Annotated in this window: 18 protein-coding genes and 1 tRNA gene; 10 read left to right on the forward strand and 9 right to left on the reverse strand. The window is 53.4% G+C overall.

What is annotated here, in order from left to right; translation table 11 throughout:
* Nucleotides 1–94 precede the first annotated feature (94 nt).
* Nucleotides 95–1,003 (reverse strand): hypothetical protein, encoded by a 909-nt coding sequence (locus ABXS88_RS02685; RefSeq protein ID WP_353673649.1) that lies wholly within the window; start codon nucleotides 1,001–1,003, stop codon nucleotides 95–97.
* A 318-nt stretch (nucleotides 1,004–1,321) separates the two neighbouring features.
* On the opposite strand from ABXS88_RS02685, the gene mtnA reads away from it, so the two are divergent.
* Both mtnA and ABXS88_RS02695 read left to right on the forward strand, forming a co-directional pair.
* Complete coding sequence (gene mtnA, locus ABXS88_RS02690; protein ID WP_353673650.1) at nucleotides 1,322–2,374, forward strand: S-methyl-5-thioribose-1-phosphate isomerase; 1,053 nt, start codon at nucleotides 1,322–1,324, stop codon at nucleotides 2,372–2,374.
* 2 nt (nucleotides 2,375–2,376) lie between these two features.
* Nucleotides 2,377–2,901, forward strand: coding sequence for a hypothetical protein (locus ABXS88_RS02695; RefSeq protein ID WP_353673651.1), 525 nt, complete (start codon nucleotides 2,377–2,379; stop codon nucleotides 2,899–2,901).
* Here the strand turns inward: ABXS88_RS02695 and crtH are convergent.
* The gene (gene crtH, locus ABXS88_RS02700; RefSeq protein WP_353673652.1) at nucleotides 2,898–4,397 is read right to left on the reverse strand and encodes a carotenoid isomerase; all 1,500 of its coding nucleotides are present in this window, start codon (nucleotides 4,395–4,397) and stop codon (nucleotides 2,898–2,900) included. The genes ABXS88_RS02695 and crtH overlap by 4 nt on opposite strands.
* Before the next feature lie 255 nt (nucleotides 4,398–4,652).
* On the opposite strand from crtH, the gene ABXS88_RS02705 reads away from it, so the two are divergent.
* The 3 genes from ABXS88_RS02705 to ABXS88_RS02715 all read left to right on the forward strand — a co-directional run bounded on the left by ABXS88_RS02705 (nucleotide 4,653) and on the right by ABXS88_RS02715 (nucleotide 9,275).
* Nucleotides 4,653–5,393, forward strand: a complete 741-nt coding sequence (locus tag ABXS88_RS02705) for a dienelactone hydrolase family protein (RefSeq protein WP_353673653.1) — start codon at nucleotides 4,653–4,655, stop codon at nucleotides 5,391–5,393.
* Complete coding sequence (locus tag ABXS88_RS02710; RefSeq protein WP_353673654.1) at nucleotides 5,390–7,438, forward strand: diguanylate cyclase; 2,049 nt, start codon at nucleotides 5,390–5,392, stop codon at nucleotides 7,436–7,438. Before ABXS88_RS02705 ends, ABXS88_RS02710 begins: the two co-directional genes overlap by 4 nt.
* A 67-nt stretch (nucleotides 7,439–7,505) precedes the next feature.
* Complete coding sequence (locus ABXS88_RS02715) at nucleotides 7,506–9,275, forward strand: glycosyltransferase family 39 protein (RefSeq protein WP_353673655.1); 1,770 nt, start codon at nucleotides 7,506–7,508, stop codon at nucleotides 9,273–9,275.
* Nucleotides 9,276–9,279: 4 nt separating this feature from the next.
* Here the strand turns inward: ABXS88_RS02715 and ABXS88_RS02720 are convergent, their stop codons facing one another.
* The 3 genes from ABXS88_RS02720 to ABXS88_RS02730 all read right to left on the reverse strand — a co-directional run bounded on the left by ABXS88_RS02720 (nucleotide 9,280) and on the right by ABXS88_RS02730 (nucleotide 12,951).
* Nucleotides 9,280–10,029: a hypothetical protein gene (locus ABXS88_RS02720; protein WP_353673656.1), complete on the reverse strand. Its 750-nt coding sequence runs from the start codon at nucleotides 10,027–10,029 to the stop codon at nucleotides 9,280–9,282.
* 36 nt (nucleotides 10,030–10,065) lie between these two features.
* Nucleotides 10,066–11,541: a DUF2779 domain-containing protein gene (locus ABXS88_RS02725; RefSeq protein WP_353673657.1), complete on the reverse strand. Its 1,476-nt coding sequence runs from the start codon at nucleotides 11,539–11,541 to the stop codon at nucleotides 10,066–10,068.
* A gap of 177 nt (nucleotides 11,542–11,718) precedes the next feature.
* Nucleotides 11,719–12,951 (reverse strand): FAD-dependent hydroxylase, encoded by a 1,233-nt coding sequence (locus ABXS88_RS02730; RefSeq protein ID WP_353673658.1) that lies wholly within the window; start codon nucleotides 12,949–12,951, stop codon nucleotides 11,719–11,721.
* A 183-nt stretch (nucleotides 12,952–13,134) separates the two neighbouring features.
* Between ABXS88_RS02730 and ABXS88_RS02735 the strand changes: the two genes are divergently transcribed.
* Nucleotides 13,135–14,508: a UDP-glucose/GDP-mannose dehydrogenase family protein gene (locus ABXS88_RS02735; protein WP_353673659.1), complete on the forward strand. Its 1,374-nt coding sequence runs from the start codon at nucleotides 13,135–13,137 to the stop codon at nucleotides 14,506–14,508.
* 1 nt (nucleotide 14,509) lies between these two features.
* Here ABXS88_RS02735 and ABXS88_RS02740 read toward each other — a convergent pair.
* A tRNA-Arg gene (locus ABXS88_RS02740) sits at nucleotides 14,510–14,583 on the reverse strand.
* 27 nt (nucleotides 14,584–14,610) lie between these two features.
* Nucleotides 14,611–15,735 (reverse strand): pentapeptide repeat-containing protein, encoded by a 1,125-nt coding sequence (locus ABXS88_RS02745; RefSeq protein ID WP_353673660.1) that lies wholly within the window; start codon nucleotides 15,733–15,735, stop codon nucleotides 14,611–14,613.
* A gap of 197 nt (nucleotides 15,736–15,932) precedes the next feature.
* Between ABXS88_RS02745 and ntcA the strand changes: the two genes are divergently transcribed.
* The 4 genes from ntcA to ABXS88_RS02765 are packed head-to-tail and all read left to right on the forward strand — an operon-like array spanning nucleotide 15,933 to nucleotide 19,615.
* Nucleotides 15,933–16,610, forward strand: a complete 678-nt coding sequence (gene ntcA / locus ABXS88_RS02750) for a global nitrogen regulator NtcA (RefSeq protein ID WP_353673661.1) — start codon at nucleotides 15,933–15,935, stop codon at nucleotides 16,608–16,610.
* A gap of 9 nt (nucleotides 16,611–16,619) precedes the next feature.
* Nucleotides 16,620–18,092 carry a DUF3084 domain-containing protein gene (locus tag ABXS88_RS02755; RefSeq protein WP_353673662.1) on the forward strand — a complete coding sequence of 491 codons (1,473 nt, stop codon included), beginning with the start codon at nucleotides 16,620–16,622 and terminating at the stop codon, nucleotides 18,090–18,092.
* Nucleotides 18,093–18,104: 12 nt separating this feature from the next.
* On the forward strand, nucleotides 18,105–18,512 hold the full coding sequence (locus ABXS88_RS02760) for a pre-16S rRNA-processing nuclease YqgF (RefSeq protein ID WP_353673663.1): 408 nt from the start codon (nucleotides 18,105–18,107) through the stop codon (nucleotides 18,510–18,512).
* On the forward strand, nucleotides 18,509–19,615 hold the full coding sequence (locus ABXS88_RS02765; RefSeq protein ID WP_353673664.1) for an ABC transporter permease: 1,107 nt from the start codon (nucleotides 18,509–18,511) through the stop codon (nucleotides 19,613–19,615). Before ABXS88_RS02760 ends, ABXS88_RS02765 begins: the two co-directional genes overlap by 4 nt.
* Nucleotides 19,616–19,618: 3 nt before the next feature.
* On the opposite strand, the gene ABXS88_RS02770 is transcribed toward ABXS88_RS02765, so the two are convergent.
* Together ABXS88_RS02770 and ABXS88_RS02775 are read right to left on the reverse strand one after the other, a co-directional pair.
* Nucleotides 19,619–21,502 carry a serine/threonine-protein kinase gene (locus ABXS88_RS02770; RefSeq protein ID WP_353673665.1) on the reverse strand — a complete coding sequence of 628 codons (1,884 nt, stop codon included), beginning with the start codon at nucleotides 21,500–21,502 and terminating at the stop codon, nucleotides 19,619–19,621.
* A 78-nt stretch (nucleotides 21,503–21,580) separates the two neighbouring features.
* On the reverse strand, nucleotides 21,581–22,522 hold the full coding sequence (locus tag ABXS88_RS02775) for a tetratricopeptide repeat protein (protein WP_353673666.1): 942 nt from the start codon (nucleotides 22,520–22,522) through the stop codon (nucleotides 21,581–21,583).
* Nucleotides 22,523–22,539 lie beyond the last annotated feature (17 nt).

A 22,539-nucleotide genomic window follows, 5' to 3' on the forward strand; every position in this document is an offset into this window, starting at 1 on the left:
GAAATAACAAGCGTCCTTGAACTCGGCCCCTCAGCAACACAGGATATGGGGACAGTAGAAATCTTGTTCACTGTTAAGAGGTCAATGCCCCTACTCAGCGAATAGATTGTACACCGCTCCAACTCCGACTGATGACTTGGCCATAGGTGGCGACAGTATTGCTGGCGGATAGATAGCTTTGACCATTGAGGGCCACACTCACCACAGCAGCATCCTCTTCTCCTAAGGTATTGGTTTGGAAGAGAACCTGTCCTGGGGCTGACTGATTCCAACCCAAAAGTGTCGTACTCATTTCTGCTCCATCCTCCAAGAGGCCCCCCTGGGAGGAAATAGAAGCTAGGGAAAGACTTGGCGTTAGAGCCTGCAGGGTTTTGGCTGTTCGTGTTTCCTGACTCCACACCACACCATAGTCCAAAATATCCGACGTACTCAAGGCCCCTTCTACTTGACGAGCCAAAAGGTGATCTCCCTGGGCTGACCAGGAGGCCGGCAACAGAATGGAAATTACCCCCTCGACTTCTTCGCTATCTTCCCCCACCTGCTGGAGATAATGGGCAATGGGAGAATCGGCCCGAATCACCTGCAAGGCCCCTGTTGCCAGGTCTTCTAGAAACATGACGCTCACCACCTTCGAGCGGTAGAGTTCCGGCTCGGCTCGCAGCTCAATGCGGCTGTAGGCGGCGTACTTGCCATCGGGAGAAACCAGGGCCGGACTGCGATAGTAGCGGAGTCCTGACTGCCCTTTATCTGCGTATTCCTGCTGGGTAGTGGTGATCCAATGCCAGGGGATGGGGTAGGGACTATTGAGGGGATCTTCGTTTGCCGGGAGCTCTCCGGCCTCTAAGCTCGGACTGCCGACAACGGCTGGTGCAGACAGGGCCGGTGTTAGAATCGCCTGGGTCGATTCATCTCGCGACATTGGGGTGGACGGCTCAAGGGCAAGCGTGGGATTGAGCGCAGGGAAGGCCTGGGCCACGGACGCAACGGTAGGAATCAGGAGCATAGAGGCTAGGGTTATCACAGAGGACAGGCGAGAGAAGGAGGGTCTCCAAGAGCCAAGGGTCAACATGGGTAATACGCTCGGTGGCTAGGGGGCGGGGCACCATGTCTGTGTAGGGAAGCCATGGCGCTGGGCATTATTTTTAGGATTGCTAAAACTGTAGTCTGACTAGGGACAGAGATGTTCCAGCTTCTGGCCTGAGCTTTACATTTCTTTTCTTTGTGTGGGGCCTAATGAGTGGGGCTTTCGCTAAAGGGAGTACAGACCCGGAATCGGTTTATACTGAGGCCTGTGCTTTGATCTATCCCGAGTGCCATTGCCATGACCCTCGCCATGAATGCTATTCATCCCGTTCTTTGGGGAGCCGATCAGGTTCTCCTCATCGACCAAAACCGTTTACCCCAAACGTACTGCCAAGTTGCTATCTCCGACTACGAGGCCATGGCTCAGGCCATTAAAACCATGGTGGTGCGGGGCGCCCCGGCCTTAGGGATTGCCGGGGCCTATGGGCTGTACCTGGGGGCCAGGGCCATTCAGACGGAAGAACTGGGGGTTTTCCTCGCCCATCTGGAATTTATTGCGGATACCCTGCGGCAGACTCGGCCTACGGCGGTTAACCTTTCCTGGGCCATTGAGCAGATGCTGAATGTTGCCTATACCAGTGGTGAGGACGTGGCCATTGTTAAAGAGAAGCTCTTGGCCCAGGCCCACCAGATCCGGGAGGCTGATCTGCAAACCTGCCAGGCCATTGGTGAGCATGGCCTCAATGCTTTACCACCCCGTCCCGAAAAATTAACTATTTTAACCCACTGCAATGCCGGGGCCTTGGCCACTGCCGGCTATGGTACGGCCCTGGGGGTAATTCGCTCGGCTTGGGCCGCTGGCCGTCTAGCTCGGGTCTATGCGGATGAAACCCGGCCCCGCTGTCAGGGCGCTAAGTTGACGGTCTGGGAATGTGTGCAGGAGGGAATTCCCGTCACGTTGATCACCGATAGTATGGCGGCCCACTGTCTGCAACAGCGACGCATTGATGCGGTAGTAGTCGGGGCCGACCGCATTGCCCGCAATGGTGATACGGCCAATAAAATTGGCACCTATAGCTTAGCGGTGCTTTGCATGATGCACAATGTACCTTTCTACGTGGCCGCTCCCCTCTCTACGGTGGACTTTCGCCTCCAGGATGGCACTCAGATTCCCATTGAAGAAAGGGATCCCAGCGAAATTTATCAGATCGGAGACACCCGCCTCTGTCCTGAGGGGGCCGATTTCTATAATCCCGCCTTCGATGTGACCCCAGCCCAACTGATCACCGCCATCATCACCGAACGAGGGGCCCTTGAACCTAGCCAACTCCTTACTCTTCAAGGTGAATGACCATGACTACTGAACTGTCCTTTGAAGCGGCTCTGGCGGCCAGCCAAACCCTGGTAACGGCCATGGCGGAGCAGACCCTGACCGCTGACCAAATTCAAGATCAAGTAGCCCAGTTAGTTCAGAGTGAAACAGGGGCCAGGGGCTTTTTTGTTACCTACCTGACGGGGCCCGATTGGGTCGAGCCGCCACCAGCTTTTATCCTCCAGGCCTTGGCCCAATCCCCGGAGATTGTGAGCGAACTGCTAGTGAAAAACCTGGCGATGGCCACGGCCATGGCCCTGACCCACCGCCGCAACCAGGATGAAACCAATGCCCAAGGCTCCGACCAAGTCCAACGACGCACCCAGGCCTTGCTCCTGGCCCTGGCCCTACCCCCCATGCAAGAAAAACTTCAGCAACTGGCCCAGAGCATTGAACAGCCAACGGGGGCCTACCAAGATTTTTTAGCCCGCTGGGGTTATGATTCCGAACAAAAACAGGTTATTCTCCAGGCCCTGACGCCAGTTTTGGCCAGTTTCTCTCGTTAAAGGCCCAAATCAACGGCAATGCGATGGCCACAAGCAAACCCGGAAAAGGCTACAGCGTTGAGGCCCTGGCCCGGAAAGGTACTATCCCCTACACAGTAAAGGCCGGGTATCTGCGTCCGGTTAAAGGGCATTCCCAGCAGACCCGGTAATTTTCGTTGTGGGATTGGGCCGTAGGTGCCATCTTGCCGACCCAGAAAACGACGATGGGTACGGGGCGTTCCCACTTCCTGATAATCCAGCCCTACACTCAGATCCGGAAAGAGGGCCTCTAGGCGCTGGATGACTCGCTCCGCTGCCTGCTCTTTTTGGGACTGATAGGCTTGGGGAGAAAGGCCCTGCCAGGCCTGCAACCAACTGGGGGTAAAGGCATGGATAATGTGATGTCCTGGGGGAGCCAGGCTCGGATCAAGGAGCGTAGGAATAGAGACAAACAGGGTTCCCTGCTCGGCCTCCAGGTCGTCCCAGTCCTCCAAGAGAATATGGTGACATTCCGTACCGGGGGGCAAAACATTCGCCTGAACCCCTAAATGTAAACTCAGAAAACTGGGGGATTTTTGATAGCGTTGTTGCCAGCGTTTTTCCTGGTTCGGGGCCTGTTCCGGGGCCAATAATTGCTCAAAGGTATCCCAGCGGGTGGCATTGGAGACAATGCGCGGAGCGAAGTATTGTTCTCCGTTGGCTAATTGCACCCCCACGGCCCGTTGGTCCTCCGTCAGAATTTTGGTTACCCGGGCCTTGTAGCGAATCGTTCCCCCGGTTTTTTCTAGGCCCTCCACCAGCTTCTGGGCAATTTTGCCGACCCCGCCTTTGGGATAGTTGATGCCCCCGTAGTGGCGATCAGAAAACACCATGCCCGCATTGATCATAGGCGTCCGTTCCGCAGGCACCACCGACCAGCAATAGCATTCCATGTCGATAAACTTCAGCAGTTGGGGATTGCGCAGATAGCGCCGGGCAATATCACCCACATTTTGGGGAAGATATTTCACCAGGCCAAGACAGGCCAGAGGATGCTGGAAAAAGACCCGCAGGAGGTAGCGGGGTTCCTCCAGGGAGAGCAGTTCCATAGCATTGAGGCAGTTAAAGACCTGCCAACATTCATCGTAGAAGCGACGAATCCCCTCGGCTTCTTCCGGAAAATGCTGGCTTAATTCTTGCAAAAACTTCTCATAGTCTCGGTGGACTTTTAGATCCAGGCCCTGGGGTAGGTGGTAATGGATTTGCACCGGATCGGGGATCGTCTCCAGGGCCATACCGACGGCATCGAGGGCCCGTGTTAACAAGTTAGTTGTACCTTGCTGGCCAAAGCCAAAAATCATAGAGGCCCCCACATCGAAGCGATAGCCTTGTCGTTCAAAATAACCTGCACTACCGCCGGGAATCAGATAACGTTCTAGAACTAATACTTTCGCGCCTTTAGCAGTGAGTTGGGTCGCCGTGACCAACCCACCAATACCCGAGCCAATCACAATTACGTCGTAGTCAGAGGACTGCATACACTCCAGTGCCCATAAATATTTGCTGACTGTCCAGTGTAGGCCAAAAAAAGAGAGGGACAACCCGTTATCATACCGAGCAATCCCACCTACTGAATCCTTGAGAAGAGAACACTGTAAAAAATCATGGAGCTAAATGAGAATTTATGTCAACTTGCTGAAATGAAATTTTTCCAAAATCCCCGAGTGATGGCGATAGGGAGAGGAAGGCTATACGCTAAACTTCAGATCAAGGTTCTCTTTGCGGAAGGTATTATGACTGACTCCAACCTCGGCCGCTGGGTGACGATTCCCAACCAAGACCTCTTGATTGACGGTTATCTTGCCCAACCCCCAGGAACCGGCCCCTTTAACGCCATTGTGGTATTCCAAGAAATTTTTGGGGTGAATGCCCATATCCGAGATGTGACCGAACGCTTGGCCCAGGAAGGTTATGTGGCCTTGGCTCCGGCTCTTTACCAGCGCCAGGCCCCAGGTTTTGAGACGGGTTATACACCAGCCGCCATTCAGCAGGGCAGGCACTACAAGGCTGGGACAAAAACCGAAGAACTATTAAGTGACCTGACGGCAGCTATTGATTATCTTTACCAACTTCCTCAAGTCCGTAAAACAGGCGTCGGCACCATTGGTTTCTGTTTTGGTGGACTGGTGGCCTACTTGGCGGCGACCCTGCCGGAGGTTCGGGCAACAGCTTCGTTTTATGGCGCAGGGATTCCCCACTGGAGTCCCGGAGATGGACAAGCGACCCTGGCCTACACCTCCCAAATCACTGGTACGCTCTACGCCTTTTTTGGCCTGGAGGATGCGAGTATTCCTCTCACTGACATTGCACAGATTGAACAGGCTTTGATTCAACACCAAGTGCCCCACCGCATCTTTCGCTATAGCGGCGCTGACCATGGTTTTTTCTGCGACCAGCGGGCCAGCTATGAACCGAAGGTTGCCACCGCAGCCTGGCAAGAAGTCCTTCAGCTTTATCGGACTTGTCTGCCGTGACCGTGTCACCACGACCAGGGATTAACGTTAGAGGACTCTTTTCTCGCCGCAGCAGCAGTATTTTACTGTTACTGGGGTTTCTTCTCATTGGATTAGGGGGTTTCTTAGCCCAGAAGGCTTTTTCCCCTGAGGCGTTTTCCGGTGCCTCGGCTTTGACCCCCGTCACCTTACAACTGAAGTGGAAGCATCAGTTTCAATTCGCGGGCTACTACGCTGCGAAAGCCCAAGGTTACTACCAGGCGGCTGGTCTAGATGTGTCCTTTGTCGAGGCCCCCGCTGATGGGAGTGATCCGGCCCTACCCGTCTTAAAGGGCCAAGCGGACTTTGGTATTGCGGATTCTAACTTAGTATTACTCCGTAGTCGCGGCTATCCGGTTGTGGTGCTTGGGGCTATTTATCAGCATTCACCACTCATCTTTCTCCTCCTCCAGCGCTCTGGCATTGAGAATATCCATGAATTAGCGGGTAAACGGGTCATGCTCCAACAGGGAGCAGACGAAGCTCTCTTGGCCTACCTCATTCAGGAAGGCATTGACCCCGCACGGATTATTCACGTTCCCCATAGCTTTGATCTCCAGCCCCTGATCAAGGGAGAGGTAGATGCCATTTCCGCCTATTCCACCGATGAACCCTTCTACCTCAAGCAAGCGGGCCTAGAATATCTGATTTTTAATCCTCGGGCCGGTGGCATCGACTTCTACGGTGACTCCCTCTTTACTACTGAACAGCAACTCCGTCAGCACCCCGAGCGTGTTAAGGCCTTCCGTGAAGCTTCCCTTAAAGGGTGGGCCTATGCCATGCAACATTCTGAGGAAATGATTGATCTTATCTTGCAGGAGTACGGTGACCGCCTAGACCGGGCCCATCTCCAGTTTGAAGCGGAGCAAAGCCGACGCTTGATTCTCCCGAATACCGTGGAAACTGGCTATATGAATCCTGGCCGCTGGCGGGCCATTGCGGACGTGTACACCCACCTGGGGATGCTCCCCAAACCCTTGGATTTGACTGGCTTTTTGTATGAAACCCAAGCCCCCAGCCCTCCACCGTGGGTGTATGTTGCCCTAGGACTAGCCTTAACCCTTCTGACCATTGTTTCCTGGATAGCCTGGCGTTTTTATCAACTCCAGCGGAGCCTCCGCTACGAAATAGCCGAGCGCATTCAAGTCGAAAAGGAACTCCAGGCCTCGGAAAAACGAGCTCGCGTCCTGGCAGACCATGCGCCCTTTCCGGTGATCATTACTGTCTGGCCCACGGGCCAGATTCTCTACGTCAATTACCAGGCCCTACAAAAATTTGAGCTAGACCCCCAGACGCTCCCAGCAACCACTATCCTGAACTTTTATGGGGAACCCACCGATCGACAGCGATTACTCAAGGCGTTAGAACACGAGGACTTTATCCAGAACTGGCAACTTCAATTACAGTCGGCCACGGGCAAACCCTTCTGGGCCAATTTATCGATCAGTAAAATCGAGTTTGACCATCAACGGGCCCTCTTTACCGCCGTGGTCGATATTACTGAGCAGCGGCAACTGCAAAAACGACTCACTCGTTTAGCGATCACCGATGATCTGACTGGCTTGTACAATCGCCGCTATTTTATGCAGCGGGGCACGGAGGAATTTAACCGTGCCGTTCGCTATCCAACGGCCCTCAGTGTCCTGATGTTGGATATTGACCACTTTAAGCTGATTAACGACCACCACGGCCACGAAGCCGGTGATCGGGTTCTCCGTCATCTGGCCCAGTTAATTCAGGAAAATGTGCGTCCTTTTGATCTAGTGGGGCGCCTAGGGGGCGAGGAATTTGCCGTCCTGTTGCCCAACTGTGCTCTAGCGGAAGCTATCGATCTCGCGGAACGACTCCGCTACCTGGCCCAACAAGAATGCTGGAGTGTAGAGGAAGCGGACATTAGCATTAGTGTCAGTGGGGGGGTAGCCAGTTTAACGCCGGAGATGGATAATCTCAAAGCACTCCTCAAGCAAGCGGATCAGGCCCTGTACCAGGCTAAACGAGACGGCCGAAATCGGGTTATCGCTGGCTAAGCATACCCCAAGAGTGCTCCCCCCTTCCTTTCCCCCAGTGCTTCCCATGCCTTTGAAATCATTGCCTATGTCGATGCAATTTCCTTACCTGGCTTCGGCCCGGATGCGCTGGATTCTAGCGGTTCTCTGGCTGGCCCTGTTAGCCGGGTTCGGCTTTCTCAATCAACTGGGTACCCTCGGCGTGATGGATAAAACTGAGGCTCTCTTTGTGGAAGTGGCCCATCAGATGTACCTGTCCGGGGATTGGGTGACGCCGCGTTGGAACGGGGAAACTTTTTTTGACTATCCGGTGGGAGGCTACTGGCTCGTCGCTTTGAGTTTTAAACTCTTCGGGGTTAGTGAAGGGGCCGCGCGTCTGCCGGTGGCCCTAGCGGCCATGGCCGTGGTGATCGCAGTCTGGTTGACGTTGTATCACTGGGGGGACTCTGGCAAGCCGCCTTGGCCAACACCGCAACAGCGTTGGCTCAGGGCCAGTCTCGGGGCCGGCATCATGGCCCTGAATCCGGGCTGGATTGGTTGGGGCCGGACAGCCGTCACCGATATGTTTCTCTCCAGTACCATGGCCCTGACGCTGCTTTGCTTTTTTGGGGGCTATGCCCAGGGGCCGGCCTCCCCTCGACGGCACGGCTACTACCTAGCGGCATCGGTGTTTGCCGCGGGGGCCGTTTTGGCCAAAGGGCCAGTGGGCCTATTGTTACCAGGGTTGATTATTGTGGTCTTTTTGGCCTATGTCGGACAGTTATGGGTTGTGCTGCGGGAAATGCCCCTCCTGCCCATGCTTGGAATTTTTGTTCTCCTCTGCTTTCCTTGGTATATCCTGGCTACCCAGGCCAATGGCATCGAGTTTTTGGGTCATTTTCTCGGCTTCAGTAATTTTCAGCGCTTTACCTCCGTTCTCTACCGCCATGCCGGCCCCTGGTATTTCTACCTTCCCTGGTGCTTTATTCTGCTCTTGCCCTGGTCGGTCTTTCTACCCCTGGCCCTGGCCCGGCTCCGCTTTTGGCTACCGGCCCTGTGGTGTTCTAAGCCTCGTTCCCAGCAACTGGGCCTGTTTTGTGTTGCTTGGTTTTTCCTCGTTTTTCTGTTCTTTTCCGCTGCTGCCACTAAATTAGCCGGTTACATCTTGCCCCTTGTGCCAGCGGGGGCGCTGATCCTGGCCCTCTTTTGGGGGGAGGTCGGACAGCAGGCCAGTACTCGTCCTCTGCAACGCTGGCCCTTTTTAGTGAGTGCCATGCTGAATAGCCTATTGCTTCTGCTGATGGCTGTAGCCGCATTTCTCAGTCCTCGCTTGGTGGGCAATGATCCGGCCTATCCCACCTTTGCCCAAACCCTACAAAATACTGGCTTACCGCTGGGATTGGGGGGGATTTTACTGCTCAGTTTTGGCCTATGGCTTTACCTGGCGAGTACCCGTTCCCGCCGCCGTTGGCTCTGGTTGCCTAATCTATTCGGCTTTTTGGCCACTCTGATCGGGGTGATCCCTGGTCTAGTGGGGATGATGGATCGGGAGCGGCAATTCCCCCTACGCCAATTGGGCCAGGCCCTGGGTCAGGCCGCTCACCCCCAGGAACCAATTTGGATCATGGGCTATCCCCGCTATAGTTTTGTTTTCTATAGCCAACACTCGGCAGTATTTTTAGATAATGTTGACTACGCCTGGGAATTGCTCGAGCCCCAACGAGATCAGACCACCTCGCCGACGATTTTAATGGTGGCTGAGCCGCGTTTTATCGAGGCTTTTCACCTGCAGGCAGGGGATTATCATATCCTAGCCCAGGGAGGAACCTATCAACTTCTGCGGGTGTCCAAGCAAACTCTACTGGCTCGTAAACCCTAAGTCATTATTGTTGGGTATGGCTTATTGGGATCGCTCTTTCCAGTTCTCCTTGGTCGGTAAACCAGGTGTCAAACGCTGTCCAACCAGCCGCCCAAAACAAAGGAAAAGCATAGCCGCCCCGTTGTAGAAGTCGTCGATGTTCTTTGTAAACAACCAGAGCCATGCCGAGAAAAAGTAGGCGATGTAAAGCCTGAATTAAAACCCTTTTGGGAAAAGCTGTTTGACGGCCCAGGGCCTTGAGGATCGAAGCTTCGTAGGCCACATGGGCCCGTTCATCCTGCAAAATTTTTTCGCAGATGGCCCTGAGAGTCAGGGATTGCGTGCTATTTCGCAAGGCTTGGTAGTAGACAAGGGCAATAATTTCTGCACTGACTAGAACAGTAATTGAGATGGGATAACTGACATTTTTTCTGAGTTTTCTAAACAGGCCATCCGTCCAATTATTTTTGAGGAGCGGCATTTGATGCCTATCCATAAACTGCTTGAGCAGTAGGGCATGGTGTTGTTCTTCTTTAATAAAAAGCCGGGTGATTGGGGGCAGTTCAGGCAGATCGTGTTGTTGGGAAAAGTACTGGGCCGCTTGCATCAGGCCCTTGCCCTCTGAATATTCCCCCAGTTGAAAGGCCGCAATAGAGGGCGCAATACACTGTCGCTCTTCCGGAGTCAAGGCCACTTGTAGATGCCAAGGAATAGAAGGCGGTTTGACAGCGTTTTGTTCAAAATAGACAAGCCAGGGTCGGAGGTCGATTAACAAGGGAACGTCCTCTAGGTATTCACTGACGATATTCGACTATATTTCAAGGCCCTCTGATCTCATGAGAGTGACCAGAAATCTATAAATTTCTACCATACCCAGGGTATCTAAAGAACAATAGTCCTGAAGATGTTGCATCATTTCTGCTCGTTGCTGGGGATCTTCGCAGGCTACCATCGCCTCCCACACCAAGGGGGCCTCCTGACCACTTTTCACTGTTAGGAAATCGTAGGAGAGGGCCGGCACAAGCACCGGCAGAATTCGTTTCAGGGAGGTGGAACCTTGGAAGCCGGGATGATGATAAGTCTGTTTGAAGATCAGTTGCAGATCCCAAAGGCGGTCAATGATCGATTGGAGGGGTTTCGCATACTCTGGAAAGTCACTGGCTAATTGCCGCAGAACTGAAGCTTCAAAGGATTGGTTATAAACCACAATTGACCCCTGGGGCTCAATATGATTCATGAGAGATTCGACCAAGGAAAGGCGGGGATCACTATTGACAGGATGGAGATAACTGTAATGCTCGAGGGTATGCCAATCCCGCAGAATATGACAACTATATTGGAAGACACAACGGCTGTAGGGACGCAGACCGGGGAAACGGGGCATGGCCGGATTCAGCGTTTCTACATCGAAAAAATGGAGAGGGAATTGGAGTTGGGCCAGCTTAGCCTGGATGTCCGCAGAATCGTACAGCGGTTGATTGGCAATCATGCGCTCCACAAAACTTCGTTGGGCCGTTGTCAGAGGAAAATCAGCCGGAATATCCTTCAGTTCCAGAATATTTTGCTCGAGTAATTGCTGGAGTTTGTGGGTGGGTAAGCGGGGAATATTGAATATCGATAAGGAGGGAATACCTTGCCAGCAATGGGCCTTAAAGACGCAGGGATAAGGTCGGTCACAATGCTTGCCAACGAGGGTATCAGGGGGGTCAGATTGGCTCAGTAAATAACGAAACTCCCCTAGACGTTGGGGGAGTTGTTTAAGCCAGGCCTGTACCTGTTGGGTAACATCATTAATATTGAATCGTTCCTGAACATCCTGCCAATTGTGAGCCAAGGGATTAACGGACATGAGGCTAGTGCGTTCAATCACTAGGCCCAGGCCCTCTAGAACGTACTGCTGTAGGGCCAGGTCGGGAATATGTTCCTCTTTAACCTTGGTAGAAGACTTGACTTCAATAATTTCCCAGTGGCCCGTCGGTAATTTCCGCAATACATCACAGCGAACCAGAATATCATCAAAGATAAAGGCGGGTTCCAACAGGCAAGTTACGCCCTGTTCAATTAATTGTTGCGTCTGCTCTAGAACAACATCTAAGGTTCCCTGGAGCAGAATTCCCTCTGGAAAAGATTCACGGGCGGCGATCCCTATGGCCAGACCTTGTTTAATGCGCTGTTGCTCCGCAATGGAAGGCGGCGTTCCCCATTCTGGTTTGCAAATTGCGAGCCACAGCCGCTTCGGACATTGTAACCCTGCCAAAAAGTAGGTTTTACTGATCGGAAAAGACATATTGGCCTGGTCCATAAGTCTTTAGCCTTTAGGGGTAAATTGAGTCGAGCTCTGGCCAAGCTCCGGACAGGAGAGGGCTTAAAATCAATACGCTCAGATGTTTACTTATCATAAAGGGCAACGACTCCCCGGACACGAGAATGTTAGCGGGAATCTTATCGCTCGGTTCCAAGGATTTTAACTCCGTTGGGCAATTTGAGGTTGACGGCCCAAGAGGCCGGTCATGAGTCGCAGAGCCAGCACCTTCGCCGGGGGGACGTGCCGTAGAAATTCTAGTCCTAAACGTCGAACCGCAACAAGGGGCCCAATCCGATGGGAAAAGAAACGATCCAGAAAATCGGTAAACCCGAGGATGACGAAATTTTCGGGCCGCCGCCAGCGTTCGTAGGCCTGGAGCGTGGCTAAACTGCCGAGGGCTTTGCCTTGCCGATGGGCCTGTTCCAACACTTCCGCCAGGGCCGCCGCATCCCGCAGACCTAAATTGAGGCCCTGGCCCCCCACCGGATGGCAACAATGGGCCGCATCGCCAATCAGGGCCAGGTGGGGTTGAATATAGCGGTTACTCTGCATCAGTTGGACGGGAAACAGACGACGGGCCCCGCAGAGTTGAATCTCGCCAAAATCCTCCCCGAGACGGGGCTTGAGTTGTCGGAGAAAATCAGCCTCCTCAGCTCGTAGCAGGGCCTGGGCCTGGGCGTGGGGAAGCGTCCAAACAATCTGACAGCGGTGGCCGGGCAAGGGTAATACTCCCATCGGACCACTGTACCAAAACCGTTCGTAGGCAATGTTATTTTGGGGCGCTTGGTGTTGGATAGTAAAGGCGACGCAGGACTGCCAATATTTCCAGCCCCGGGTTTTGATCTCGGCTAGGGAACGAATTCTGGACTTGGCCCCATCGGCCCCAACGACGAGTTGCGTCGAGAGGGTCTGGGTCTGGCCCTGATGGCGGATCTGAACCAAGGCCCCGGCCTCGGTGTAGTCAACGGCAATCACCTCTGCTGGCCGAAACCAATAAACACGGGCCTGGGAGGTTAATTTTTCCTGTAGGGCCGAGAGAATGACGCGATGTTCTCCCACATAACCCAGGTGCGGGGTCTGGAGATCTGCTTGGGAGAAGGGAACAACGCCAGGATAGTCGGCATCTGATAGACGAATCTGCTCAAAATGACCGACCTGGGGCGCAATTTGTGACCAGAGGCCCAACCCCGCCAAAATACGGCTGGACAGTAGGGAAAGGGCGTAGGCCTGGGGTTTATACAGGGCCTGTTCTGCCGGTAAGGCCTCGATAATGGCAATGGTTAACGGCGTGTTTTGAAGGGCGCAGGCGAGGGTTGTCCCGACAATGCCTCCCCCCACAATAACCAGGTCAAACGTCGTGTTAGGTGCTGGGCGAGGAATTTCGGAGAGCATTACGGTATTGTCTTTATAAGGAACTACATCGTATTGTGACTTAACTGTTTAGGGAGAGCAAGGTCGCATTCAAGACTGACTTTCTCTTGAGGAGATGAGGCAGATCACGAAAAACGTTAATCCTTGCTTGCGTTGTATTCAGAAACAGGCCACAATAATCGCGGATTCAACGGAGTGTTAGCGATGCGAGTGTGTGTCATTGGAACGGGCTACGTAGGCTTAGTCACCGGGGTTTGTCTAGCCCAGATCGGCCATCAGGTCATCTGTGTGGATAACAATGAGGAAAAAGTCAAGCTAATGAAGGCCGGGCAGTCCCCCATCTATGAACCGGGCCTGTCAGAGTTAATGGTCAGCAATATGCAGGCTGGCCGCCTCGATTTTTCTTCGGATCTAGCCCAGGGCGTTCAGCACGGCGAAATTCTCTTCATTGCCGTCGGGACACCGGCCCTGCCAACGGGAGAGAGTGATACCCGCTACGTCGAGGCCGTGGCTCGGGGGATTGGCGCCCATTTAGATGAGTCTTACCGCGTTATTGTTAATAAATCGACGGTGCCCATTGGTTCTGGGGACTGGGTGCGGATGATTGTGCTAGAGGGCCTGAAGGAGCGCTACGGGGCCACAGGGCCTGGGGACAAAAAGGCCCTGGTGGAAAATTTTGATGTGGTGAGTAATCCAGAATTTCTACGAGAAGGCTCTGCTGTCTATGACACCTTCAACCCAGACCGAATTGTTCTGGGCAGTAATAGTGACAAGGCCATTGCTCTCATGCAAGACCTCTATCAACCCCTGGTTAACCGACAATTTGCTGAAGATCCCTCCCTACCGCCGGTGCCGGTTGTGGTGACAGACCTCAGTTCCGCGGAAATGATTAAGTACGCGGCTAATGCCTTTCTAGCGACCAAGATTAGCTTTATTAATGAAGTGGCTAACATCTGCGACCGGGTCGGAGCCGATGTGACCCAAGTGTCTCGGGGAATTGGCCTCGATTCCCGCATCGGTAGTAAGTTTTTACAGGCTGGAATTGGTTGGGGCGGTTCCTGTTTTCCCAAGGATGTTTCGGCATTAATCCATACGGCGGCAGATTACGGCTACACCACGGAAATTCTGAAGGCGGCTGTCAACGTCAACCAACATCAACGCTTGATTGTGGTGGAAAAACTCCAACAGGAACTGAAAATTCTCAAGGGCAAGATCATTGGTCTATTGGGATTAACATTTAAACCAGACACCGACGATATGCGCGATGCGCCGGCCCTGGGCATTATCGACCAGCTAAATCGACTCGGGGCCAAGGTCAAGGCCTACGACCCCATTGTTTCTCAATCAGGGTTAAGCCATGGCCTGTCCGGGGTTCATATTGAAACCAATCCCGAAATGCTCGCCGATGATTGTGATGCCCTGGTACTGATCACCGAGTGGCAGGAATTTCTCCGCCTCGACTTCGACAAAATGCGTCAACGGATGCACCATGCCTTAATCATTGATGGCCGTAACTTCCTCGACAAGGCCCAACTTCAGCAGAGTGGCTTCCATTATGTTGGCATTGGTCGTAACTAGACGAACACGGAGGGACTCGAACCCCCGACCCTCAGGACCGGAACCTGATGCTCTATCCAACTGAGCTACGTGTCCAAACACTTTTCCTAGGATAGCATTGTTCTAGGGGTTTTGGATTACAAATTTGGCCCCCCGGGCCAACAGGCTGGCCTGGAGACTGGCCGTCATACCAGGATTATCCCCAAAGCGAGTATTGGTAACGATGGCGTTGGTCAAATTGGCATTTTGTACTGAAGTACCTACCAAATTGGCATCGGTTAGATCGGCCCCAATCAGATTTCCCAGGGCTAAACTACTGCGATGGCAATCGGCGCCCCGGAGGTTAGCCCCTTCTAGGTAGGCCCCACTCAGGTCGGCCCCGCTGAGATTGGTAAAACTGAGGTCGGCCTCACTGAGATCGGCATCGGTTAAGATTGCTCCCCGAAAATTACTCCGACTGAGGTCGCTACGGTGCAGTTCAATCCCCTGGAGGCTGGCTCCGACAAATTTCCCGCCGGCTAAATTAAGCTGGGGATCGAGGCCCGCAAGACGAGCCAGGGCATGGAGATCTTCCGTCGTAGCCTGGTAAATTTGTTCAATCTGCTGGCGCAGGGCCTGGCAATCCTCTGGGCTGGGGTGTTGGCCAGTGGCCAGGTTACGGCGATAGTCCTGGTATAAGTCCTCCCAGATTTCCAACTGACCGAGACTCAGTTGAACCCAACTCAGAGCCGGTGGGAAGACCTGTTTAACTAAAAATTGGGCCAGAAGACGCTCAATAATGCCGTGTTTATTGGGACTCAGATCGGGCCGCCACAGGCCCTCGGCATCCGTAATTACTAAGGAAACGGGGTCTAGGGTCAGGGTAGCAATGATATGACAGGGCGCAGAGGATAGGGGTAGACTCCCTAACTCCAATCGCTGGGAGGATAGTTTGAGCCATGCTTGACCCGGGGCCGGCAGGATCTGCCAGTGAAATTCGGGGGGCACAGAGGCTAGTCGTGGAAAGCTCGCGGGAGTTAACGCAGGCGTAAAGTCTCTGCTGTGAATTTGTAGGTTAAATTGTCCTGTTTTAAGGGCGAATTTAAGGCGGCCACTGGCCAAGTTCAGCCATTGTTCCTGCAAACTCAGATTGGCAACGAGATTCACTAGCGGCTGTTCCGTATTCTCTGCCTTAACTCGGGCTTCTAAATCCATGAGAATACCGTTGGCATAGGGATTTTGAATTTCAAGCAGATGAATATCAGGCATGGTAAGCAGAGACGAGGACGGCAGAAAACGGACTGGAGGATTAACCACTGATTTCCAGCTTATTATTGATCGGGCTTTCTGGGGCCTTTCTGCTAGTCTTCCGGGGGCACAACTCCCCCTAGAACCGCAGGAGTTTGTGTATAATTGCGATACAGAATTGGGGGAAATTATCTCGTTATCCCCTTGTGTGAGGTTGAATGGACCAGTCCCTGACCCAAGAAAGACCACTAACCGCCCTATTCCGACGCTTGGGCAATGAAGCCTTCCCGCCGGTGGTCGAAACCTTTGAGCGGAGTAAAACGATTTTTTTTCCGGGGGATCCGGCTGAGCGGGTCTATTTTTTGCTTAAGGGAGCGGTTAAGCTATCGCGGGTGTACGAAGCGGGTGAAGAAATTACCGTGGCCCTTTTGCGGGAAAATAGTGTCTTTGGGGTTCTTTCCCTAATTACCGGTCAACGCTCCGACCGTTTTTATCATGCGGTGGCCTTTACCCCCGTCGAACTGTTATCGGCCCCCATTGAACAGGTGGAGCAGGCCCTGAAGGAACACCCAGATTTAGCGATGCTGATGCTCCAGGGCCTGTCTTCTCGGATTTTGCAGACGGAGATGATGATTGAAACCCTCGCCCATCGAGATATGGGATCACGGCTAGTGAGTTTTTTATTAATTTTGTGTCGGGATTTTGGAGTTCCCACCCCTGAGGGGATTCGTATCGATCTTAAACTCTCGCATCAAGCCATCGCCGAAGCCATTGGCTCCACGCGGGTTACTGTGACACGACTCCTGGGCGACCTGCGGGAAAGTAACATGATTTCTATCTTTAAAAAGAAGATCACGGTACATAACCCCGTTGCCCTCAGTCAACAATTTACCTAAACCATCCCGATGACCAGTGCTTATATTCTGGTAACGGCCGTACTTGTCTTGGGCGGGATTATTGCCGCGCTCGGCGACCATTTAGGCAGTAAAGTGGGCAAGGCCAAGCTCCGTCTTTTTGACCTCCGGCCCCGGCAAACGGCGGTGGTACTGACGGTGCTAACGGGAACCCTGATCGCCGCCTCAACCCTAGGAATTTTGTTTACCTTTAGTAAGTCCCTGCGGGAAGGGGTTTTTAAGCTCGATGAAATTTTGCAACAGTTGCGGACGGCCCAATCGGAACTAGAAAGGGCCAGTAGTGAAAAAAAGGCCATTGAACAGCAGTTAGCTGACGCCAAAACCAAGCAAATTCAAGTTCAAAAACGCAGTCAGGAAATTGATGACAACTACAATCGCGCCCTAGCCAAGCTGAGACGGGTCTCTCGGGATGCCAAACGACTCCAGGCCGATGTCCAGACCTTGACGAAAGAGCGGGAGCAACTGCGTCAACAAAAATTGCAGTTAATTGAAGAGATGAGCAAACTGCAGGCCTTGGTCAAACAGCGGGATATGGAATTGGGAAAACGCCAGACCAAAATTGCGGAGCAGGATAGAATTCTAGCCCAGCGTCAAGAACGTCTCCAATCCCTAGAAAAACGATTTGCTTCCCTAGAGCAACAACGCCAGCAACTCCAAACGGAAATTAACCAACGGGATGAACAGATTGACCGTCTTGACCAATCCATTGCTCTGAAGGACCGGAATATTCGTCAACGGGAATCCAAATTACAAGACCTGGAAAAACAATTAGGTTTCCTGAACCGAGAGGTGCAAGTCCTAGAACAGTACTATCAAAACTACCAAGACCTGCGAGAGCGGAAAATTGCTCTCCTGCGGGGCCAGGTCTTAGCCTTTGGGGCTGTACGGGTGGTTGATCCGACCCTGGCCATTGAGGCGGTGGATGAACTCCTGCGTCAGGCCAATCGCAATGCTTGGCAGGCCACCCGAGATCCCGCCTCCCGGCCCCTACCGGGGAATGACCCCATTGTCCGTATTACGACGGCCCAGGTACAACAACTGGCGGAACAACTGAAAACAGGGGAAGAATACGTTGTTCGTATTCTCTCAGCCGGTAACTACGTCCAGGGTGAGGAGGAAATTCGAGTCTTTGCCGATGTGGCCCCCAACCGCCAGATCTTTCGGGACGGGGAAACCATTGCCACTATTTCCATGGACTCCTCTAATTTTAGCGAAGAGGATATTCAAAAGCGTTTAGACTATTTGCTTTCTGCTGCCCAGTTCCGGGCCCGCCGAGAAGGCATTCTGGGTAATATTCAAATTGAAGATGGCCGCATTAAAACCCTAATTCAGTTTGTAGAAACAATTCAGCAGACTAACGAACGCCCTGATGAAATTCGGGTGATTGCCACGGAAAATACCTCTGTGGTAGGGCCACTTAAGTTGCGGCTGGTGGCCCTGCGGCGCGGTAATGTTATTTTTTAAGCTCTCTCGTTTATGTACTATCTAGGCTTTGACCCCGGACGAGATAAATGCGGTGTTGCGGTGCTGGCTGATGGGGGCCAGTTAGCTTATCACGAGGTTATTCCTGCTGACCAAGTAACAGCAAAAATTCCTGCTCTCTGTCGCCAGTATGCCATTCAGTGCCTGATTATGGGCAACCAGACCACCGCCAAGCAATGGCAACAAACCCTCCAGCAGATTAGTCCCCCAGAGGTCACGATTATCCCCGTTGATGAGCGAAACAGTTCCGTCGAAGCGCGAGCCCGCTATTGGCAAATGTATCCCCCCCGTGGCCTCCAGCGTCTACTGCCCCAGGGTCTACGCGTCCCTCCCCGGCCCATTGATGACATCGTTGCTATTTTATTGATTGAACGTTTTTGGGCCGGAGGCCAACCCCAATGAACTGGTGGCAGAAATTACGCAATAATGGCTTGGCGCGCCTGGGATTTGGGGTATTGTTGGTGTTTTATCTCGCTGTCCTAGGGGCCGATTTTATTGCACCCTACAGTCCCTACAGTGCTCAAGTCGATGGTTCTCTCCTGCCTCCTACGACCATTCATTGGCGCCGGGCCGATGGGCAATGGCAAAGGCCCACCGTCTATCCCACCCACCAAAGCGCCACGAATCTGCAAACCGGTGAGCGTTCTCTGCAAGTCGATTGGCAAAATCCCTCGCCAGTGCAATTTTGGGTACAGGGAGACCCCTATCGAATCCTAGCCATCCGTCTTCCCCTGCCTCCCCGTTTTCAGACAGTGGAAATTTTTCCGGGTTTTCGCAGTGACCGGCATTTATTTGGCACCACAGGGCCGGCGAAAATCAACCTCCTGGGTACTGATGAGCAGGGCCGAGACCAATTTAGCCGTCTCCTTTTTGGCGGCCGGATTAGCTTATTCATTGGCCTGGTGGGCATTCTGGTTTCCTTTCCCCTGGGACTGATCATGGGGGGTATCGCCGGTTACTTTGGGGGATGGCTGGATGGCGTGATTATGCGCGGCGTGGAAGTCTTGATGACCATTCCCGGTATCTATCTACTGGTGGCCCTGGCGGCAGTATTACCCCCCGGCCTCAGTAGTGGTCAACGCTTTTTACTGATCGTCCTGATTACATCTTTGATTAGCTGGTCGGGCCTGGCACGGGTGATTCGGGGCCAGGTGTTATCCCTTAAGGAACAGGAATTTGTCCAGGCCGCAAAGGTGATGGGGGCCGCCGATGGGCGGATTATTTTGCGCCATATTTTGCCCCAAACCGCCAGCTACATCGTGATTTCGGCAACCTTGACCGTGCCTAGTTTCATCGTGGCAGAATCGGTTCTGAGTTTAATTGGCCTGGGCATCCAGCAACCCGACCCCAGTTGGGGGAATTTACTCTCCGTCGCCACCAATGCCTCTATCCTCGTTCTGCAACCCTGGTTGGTTTGGCCACCGGCCCTGCTGATTATTCTGACAGTCCTCTGTTTTAACCTGTTGGGGGATGGCCTCCGCGATGCCCTGGATCCCCGCAGTTAAGGCCTAGCGAGCGTCCCAAAGGGCCTGGATACGTTCATCGAGCTCTTGTCCGAGATCAATGTGCTGTAAACTGCCTTGATTTCCTTCCCAGGTAGCCGCGAGACATCCCAGACGACCAACGGGGGCCAGAGCGGTGAGCGTCGCTCCTAGTTCAAAATGGCCAATCCGAAAGCCTTCGTGGTTGAGTAACAACACTTGGCCCTGGGTATCCGCCAGGAGGTAGCCCCAGGCAAAGGGCAGGATAAATTGGGGTTTGAAATCCAGCGCAAAACGAGTCACCTTCAGCGGTTGCAATCGCACCAATACCGCCGTTGTGGGCTCCCTCAGGTCTAGGCCGAATAGATGATTCCGGGAACAGGGATTAAAGGTCAAGGCGCTGAGGAGAAACGCCAAGGAAAAGGCAGACATCACCTGGCCCCGCCGATTGAACAATTGCACAAGCGTGCTCTGTCGTTGGCCAGTTTTGATTAACAGCACCAAAAGGCCATGGCGATGGTCTAGGGTAATCAGTTGGGACGGGAGGAGCGTTCCGTGGGGTGTTCCGAGGGACTTTCCCTGGCAGAGATTCCAGACCTGAAAGTAACCCTTCCCCGACTGGGGCAAAGGCTCTCGGCTTTTAATACAAGCTAACCATTGGCCCTGGGGGTCTAGACTCCAGAGTAAACGTTCCGCCGACCAGCAGACCTGGGCCTGGGGAGAGCGACGATTGAGCGCCAGGGTTTCAGGAAATTGGTAAAAACAGTAGCGTTGACTCGAGCCTGGGGCCATCAGAGGAAGGGCTTGGCCAACAACATTTAGACCGCGGTCATTGACCTGGAAACCAATGATGGCCGTATCTAGGCCCACTTCCCAAGCAGGTTCATAGGCTCCTTGTAAATCCTCTCCAGGATACCGCCAACAACTCAGTTGATTCTTAAGGGCCAGATAAACCTTGGTATTCACAACGGCCAGATGGCGGACAGGAAAGGCCAAGGGATCACTCTGGGTAACTTGGACTGGGTAGGGAGAGGTGATAGGAACGGTGTTGAAGAAACCCGATAGCTCGCCCGTTGAGGACTGGGATACTTGACGAGAAATCGACTGAACCGCTTCTAGCATGGCCTGGGCACTACTAAACCGCTTTTGGGGGAGTTTTTCGAGGGCCTGGGCCACAATGGGCACCAGCAGAGGCGGGAAATTTGGTGGAAACTGAAGACGATAATTCAAATGGGCTGTTTGTAGCTCTCCCGGCCGCCCAGAGAAGGGCCGCTCTCCCGCCAGTAACTCGTAGAAGAGAACCCCGACGGCGTAGAGATCGGAGACCGAGGAAACTTTGCCATAGAAACGTTCCGGGGCCATATAGGCCGGAGAGCCCGTGTAGCCCTTGCCAAAGTTGGGATTACCGGTAACGGCGGCCAGTTGAGCAATGCCAAAGTCGGTAATCTTGGCCTGCCAACCTTCAGCGGTGGGGACTAGGAGAATATTTTCTGGCTTAATATCACAATGGATAATATTTTTACGGTGGGCATGGTCTAGCGCGGAGAGAATATCCTGGATCAGTTGCAGTTTATGGCCGAGGGGAATATCTCCCTCCTGTTCTAGAAGGTCTCGGAGGGTGCCCCCTGCACAGTATTCCATCACCAGATAGCGACCCGTCCTGTGGTACTCCAGCGCATAACAGGCCACAATACGTGGATGACGCAGGGTCACCAAGTAGGATAGTTCCCGTAGAAAGCGATTAGTGGGAAAAACGCCATGCTCTAGATCCTTGAGGGCGTAGAGCTTCCCCGTAGTACGATGCACGGCGCAGTAAACGCGTCCGAACTGTCCCTGGCCAATTTGTCCCAAAATACGATAGTGTGAACGCGACTGCTGGGGCCGAGGCAATACATTCCAGGGAGACGCCATAGGAAAGGGGAGGACAGGGCTTTCTCATTGTACCCTCCCTCCCTGGAGCTGTTGTTGTTGTTAAGCAATAACTACGATCTAGTTAAACAGGTTGTCCGCCGTCACGTCACTCTCCACCGCTAAGAGGGGTTTCATCGGGGCTTCGTCGTCGTTGCCATTACCGCCATTGACGTAGGCAAAGGCTTCGGTAGGCTGTTCGGTCTTGGTGGGGAGAACGCCAGTAAAGGGTTCCTGCAGATCATAGAATTCTTTCCCCAATTCTCGCGCCCGGTCGTAGTTTTCTAGATCTCCCTGATCAAAGAAGAGTTTCGCCGCCTGACGTAGGTCTTCCACCGCCGGTTTGCGCTCTCCCAATTCAGCGTAGATAATGCCCCGTTGGTAGTAGGCTCCAGCCAGTTCACTATTGAAGCGGATGGCCTCACTGTAGTCACGGATCGCTTCGGGACGGTCCCCCAATTTTTGATGGCTCAGGCCCCGTTGGTAGTAGGCCTCCGCTCTGGGGCCAGCCTCTAGGTGGTGGGAGCAATTCACCATTTGCCGGAGTTCCGTTACCACACCGACCAGGTCTTGATGCTGTTGGGCCTGGCTTTGGGCGGTTTGCTGGGCTTCGACTTGGAGATTCGCCAACTGGGATTGGAGTTGTTCCCCTTGGCGGGCTAGGGATTGGCTCAGGGCCTCATGATTGCTGACTTGGGCCTGTTGTTGTTGGTCGAGCTGATGCTTGGTTTCCTGCTGAAACTTTTGCAAATAATCCGTTAGGGCCGCTTGGTGTTGGTTAATCTGCTGAACCACCTGGGCCGTTGCCGCCTCTTGGCGCTGGAGCATTTGCTCTGCTAACTGCCGACGATTTAAGAGATGGAGTCCCACGGCCGCCGCCACGGGAATTACCCCTGCGGCTGGATTAGCAGGAATGGCAATAGAAGCAACGGCACCCCCTAGGAGGCCAAAGACGGATAGGCCATCCAGCAAGTTTGCCTGACCGGAGGCTGGGGAAGTCGGGGTATTGACGGAATTTTCCATAGTATTTTTCAATCCTT

Origin of the sequence: Synechocystis sp. LKSZ1 (assembly GCF_040436315.1) — a bacterium.
Taxonomy (GTDB): Bacteria; Cyanobacteriota; Cyanobacteriia; order Cyanobacteriales; family Microcystaceae; genus Synechocystis.

What these genes read in the sequence shown, in the direction of transcription:
- ABXS88_RS02685 (WP_353673649.1), bottom strand. Translation starts at nt 1,003, where the DNA reads ATGCTCCTGATTCCTACCGTTGCGTCCGTGGCCCAGGCCTTCCCTGCG.
- mtnA (WP_353673650.1), top strand. Translation starts at nt 1,322, where the DNA reads ATGACCCTCGCCATGAATGCTATTCATCCCGTTCTTTGGGGAGCCGAT.
- ABXS88_RS02695 (WP_353673651.1), top strand. Translation starts at nt 2,377, where the DNA reads ATGACTACTGAACTGTCCTTTGAAGCGGCTCTGGCGGCCAGCCAAACC.
- crtH (WP_353673652.1), bottom strand. Translation starts at nt 4,397, where the DNA reads ATGCAGTCCTCTGACTACGACGTAATTGTGATTGGCTCGGGTATTGGT.
- ABXS88_RS02705 (WP_353673653.1), top strand. Translation starts at nt 4,653, where the DNA reads ATGACTGACTCCAACCTCGGCCGCTGGGTGACGATTCCCAACCAAGAC.
- ABXS88_RS02715 (WP_353673655.1), top strand. Translation starts at nt 7,506, where the DNA reads ATGTCGATGCAATTTCCTTACCTGGCTTCGGCCCGGATGCGCTGGATT.
- ABXS88_RS02725 (WP_353673657.1), bottom strand. Translation starts at nt 11,541, where the DNA reads ATGTCTTTTCCGATCAGTAAAACCTACTTTTTGGCAGGGTTACAATGT.
- ABXS88_RS02730 (WP_353673658.1), bottom strand. Translation starts at nt 12,951, where the DNA reads ATGCTCTCCGAAATTCCTCGCCCAGCACCTAACACGACGTTTGACCTG.
- ABXS88_RS02735 (WP_353673659.1), top strand. Translation starts at nt 13,135, where the DNA reads ATGCGAGTGTGTGTCATTGGAACGGGCTACGTAGGCTTAGTCACCGGG.
- ABXS88_RS02745 (WP_353673660.1), bottom strand. Translation starts at nt 15,735, where the DNA reads ATGCCTGATATTCATCTGCTTGAAATTCAAAATCCCTATGCCAACGGT.
- ntcA (WP_353673661.1), top strand. Translation starts at nt 15,933, where the DNA reads ATGGACCAGTCCCTGACCCAAGAAAGACCACTAACCGCCCTATTCCGA.
- ABXS88_RS02755 (WP_353673662.1), top strand. Translation starts at nt 16,620, where the DNA reads ATGACCAGTGCTTATATTCTGGTAACGGCCGTACTTGTCTTGGGCGGG.
- ABXS88_RS02760 (WP_353673663.1), top strand. Translation starts at nt 18,105, where the DNA reads ATGTACTATCTAGGCTTTGACCCCGGACGAGATAAATGCGGTGTTGCG.
- ABXS88_RS02765 (WP_353673664.1), top strand. Translation starts at nt 18,509, where the DNA reads ATGAACTGGTGGCAGAAATTACGCAATAATGGCTTGGCGCGCCTGGGA.
- ABXS88_RS02770 (WP_353673665.1), bottom strand. Translation starts at nt 21,502, where the DNA reads ATGGCGTCTCCCTGGAATGTATTGCCTCGGCCCCAGCAGTCGCGTTCA.
- ABXS88_RS02775 (WP_353673666.1), bottom strand. Translation starts at nt 22,522, where the DNA reads ATGGAAAATTCCGTCAATACCCCGACTTCCCCAGCCTCCGGTCAGGCA.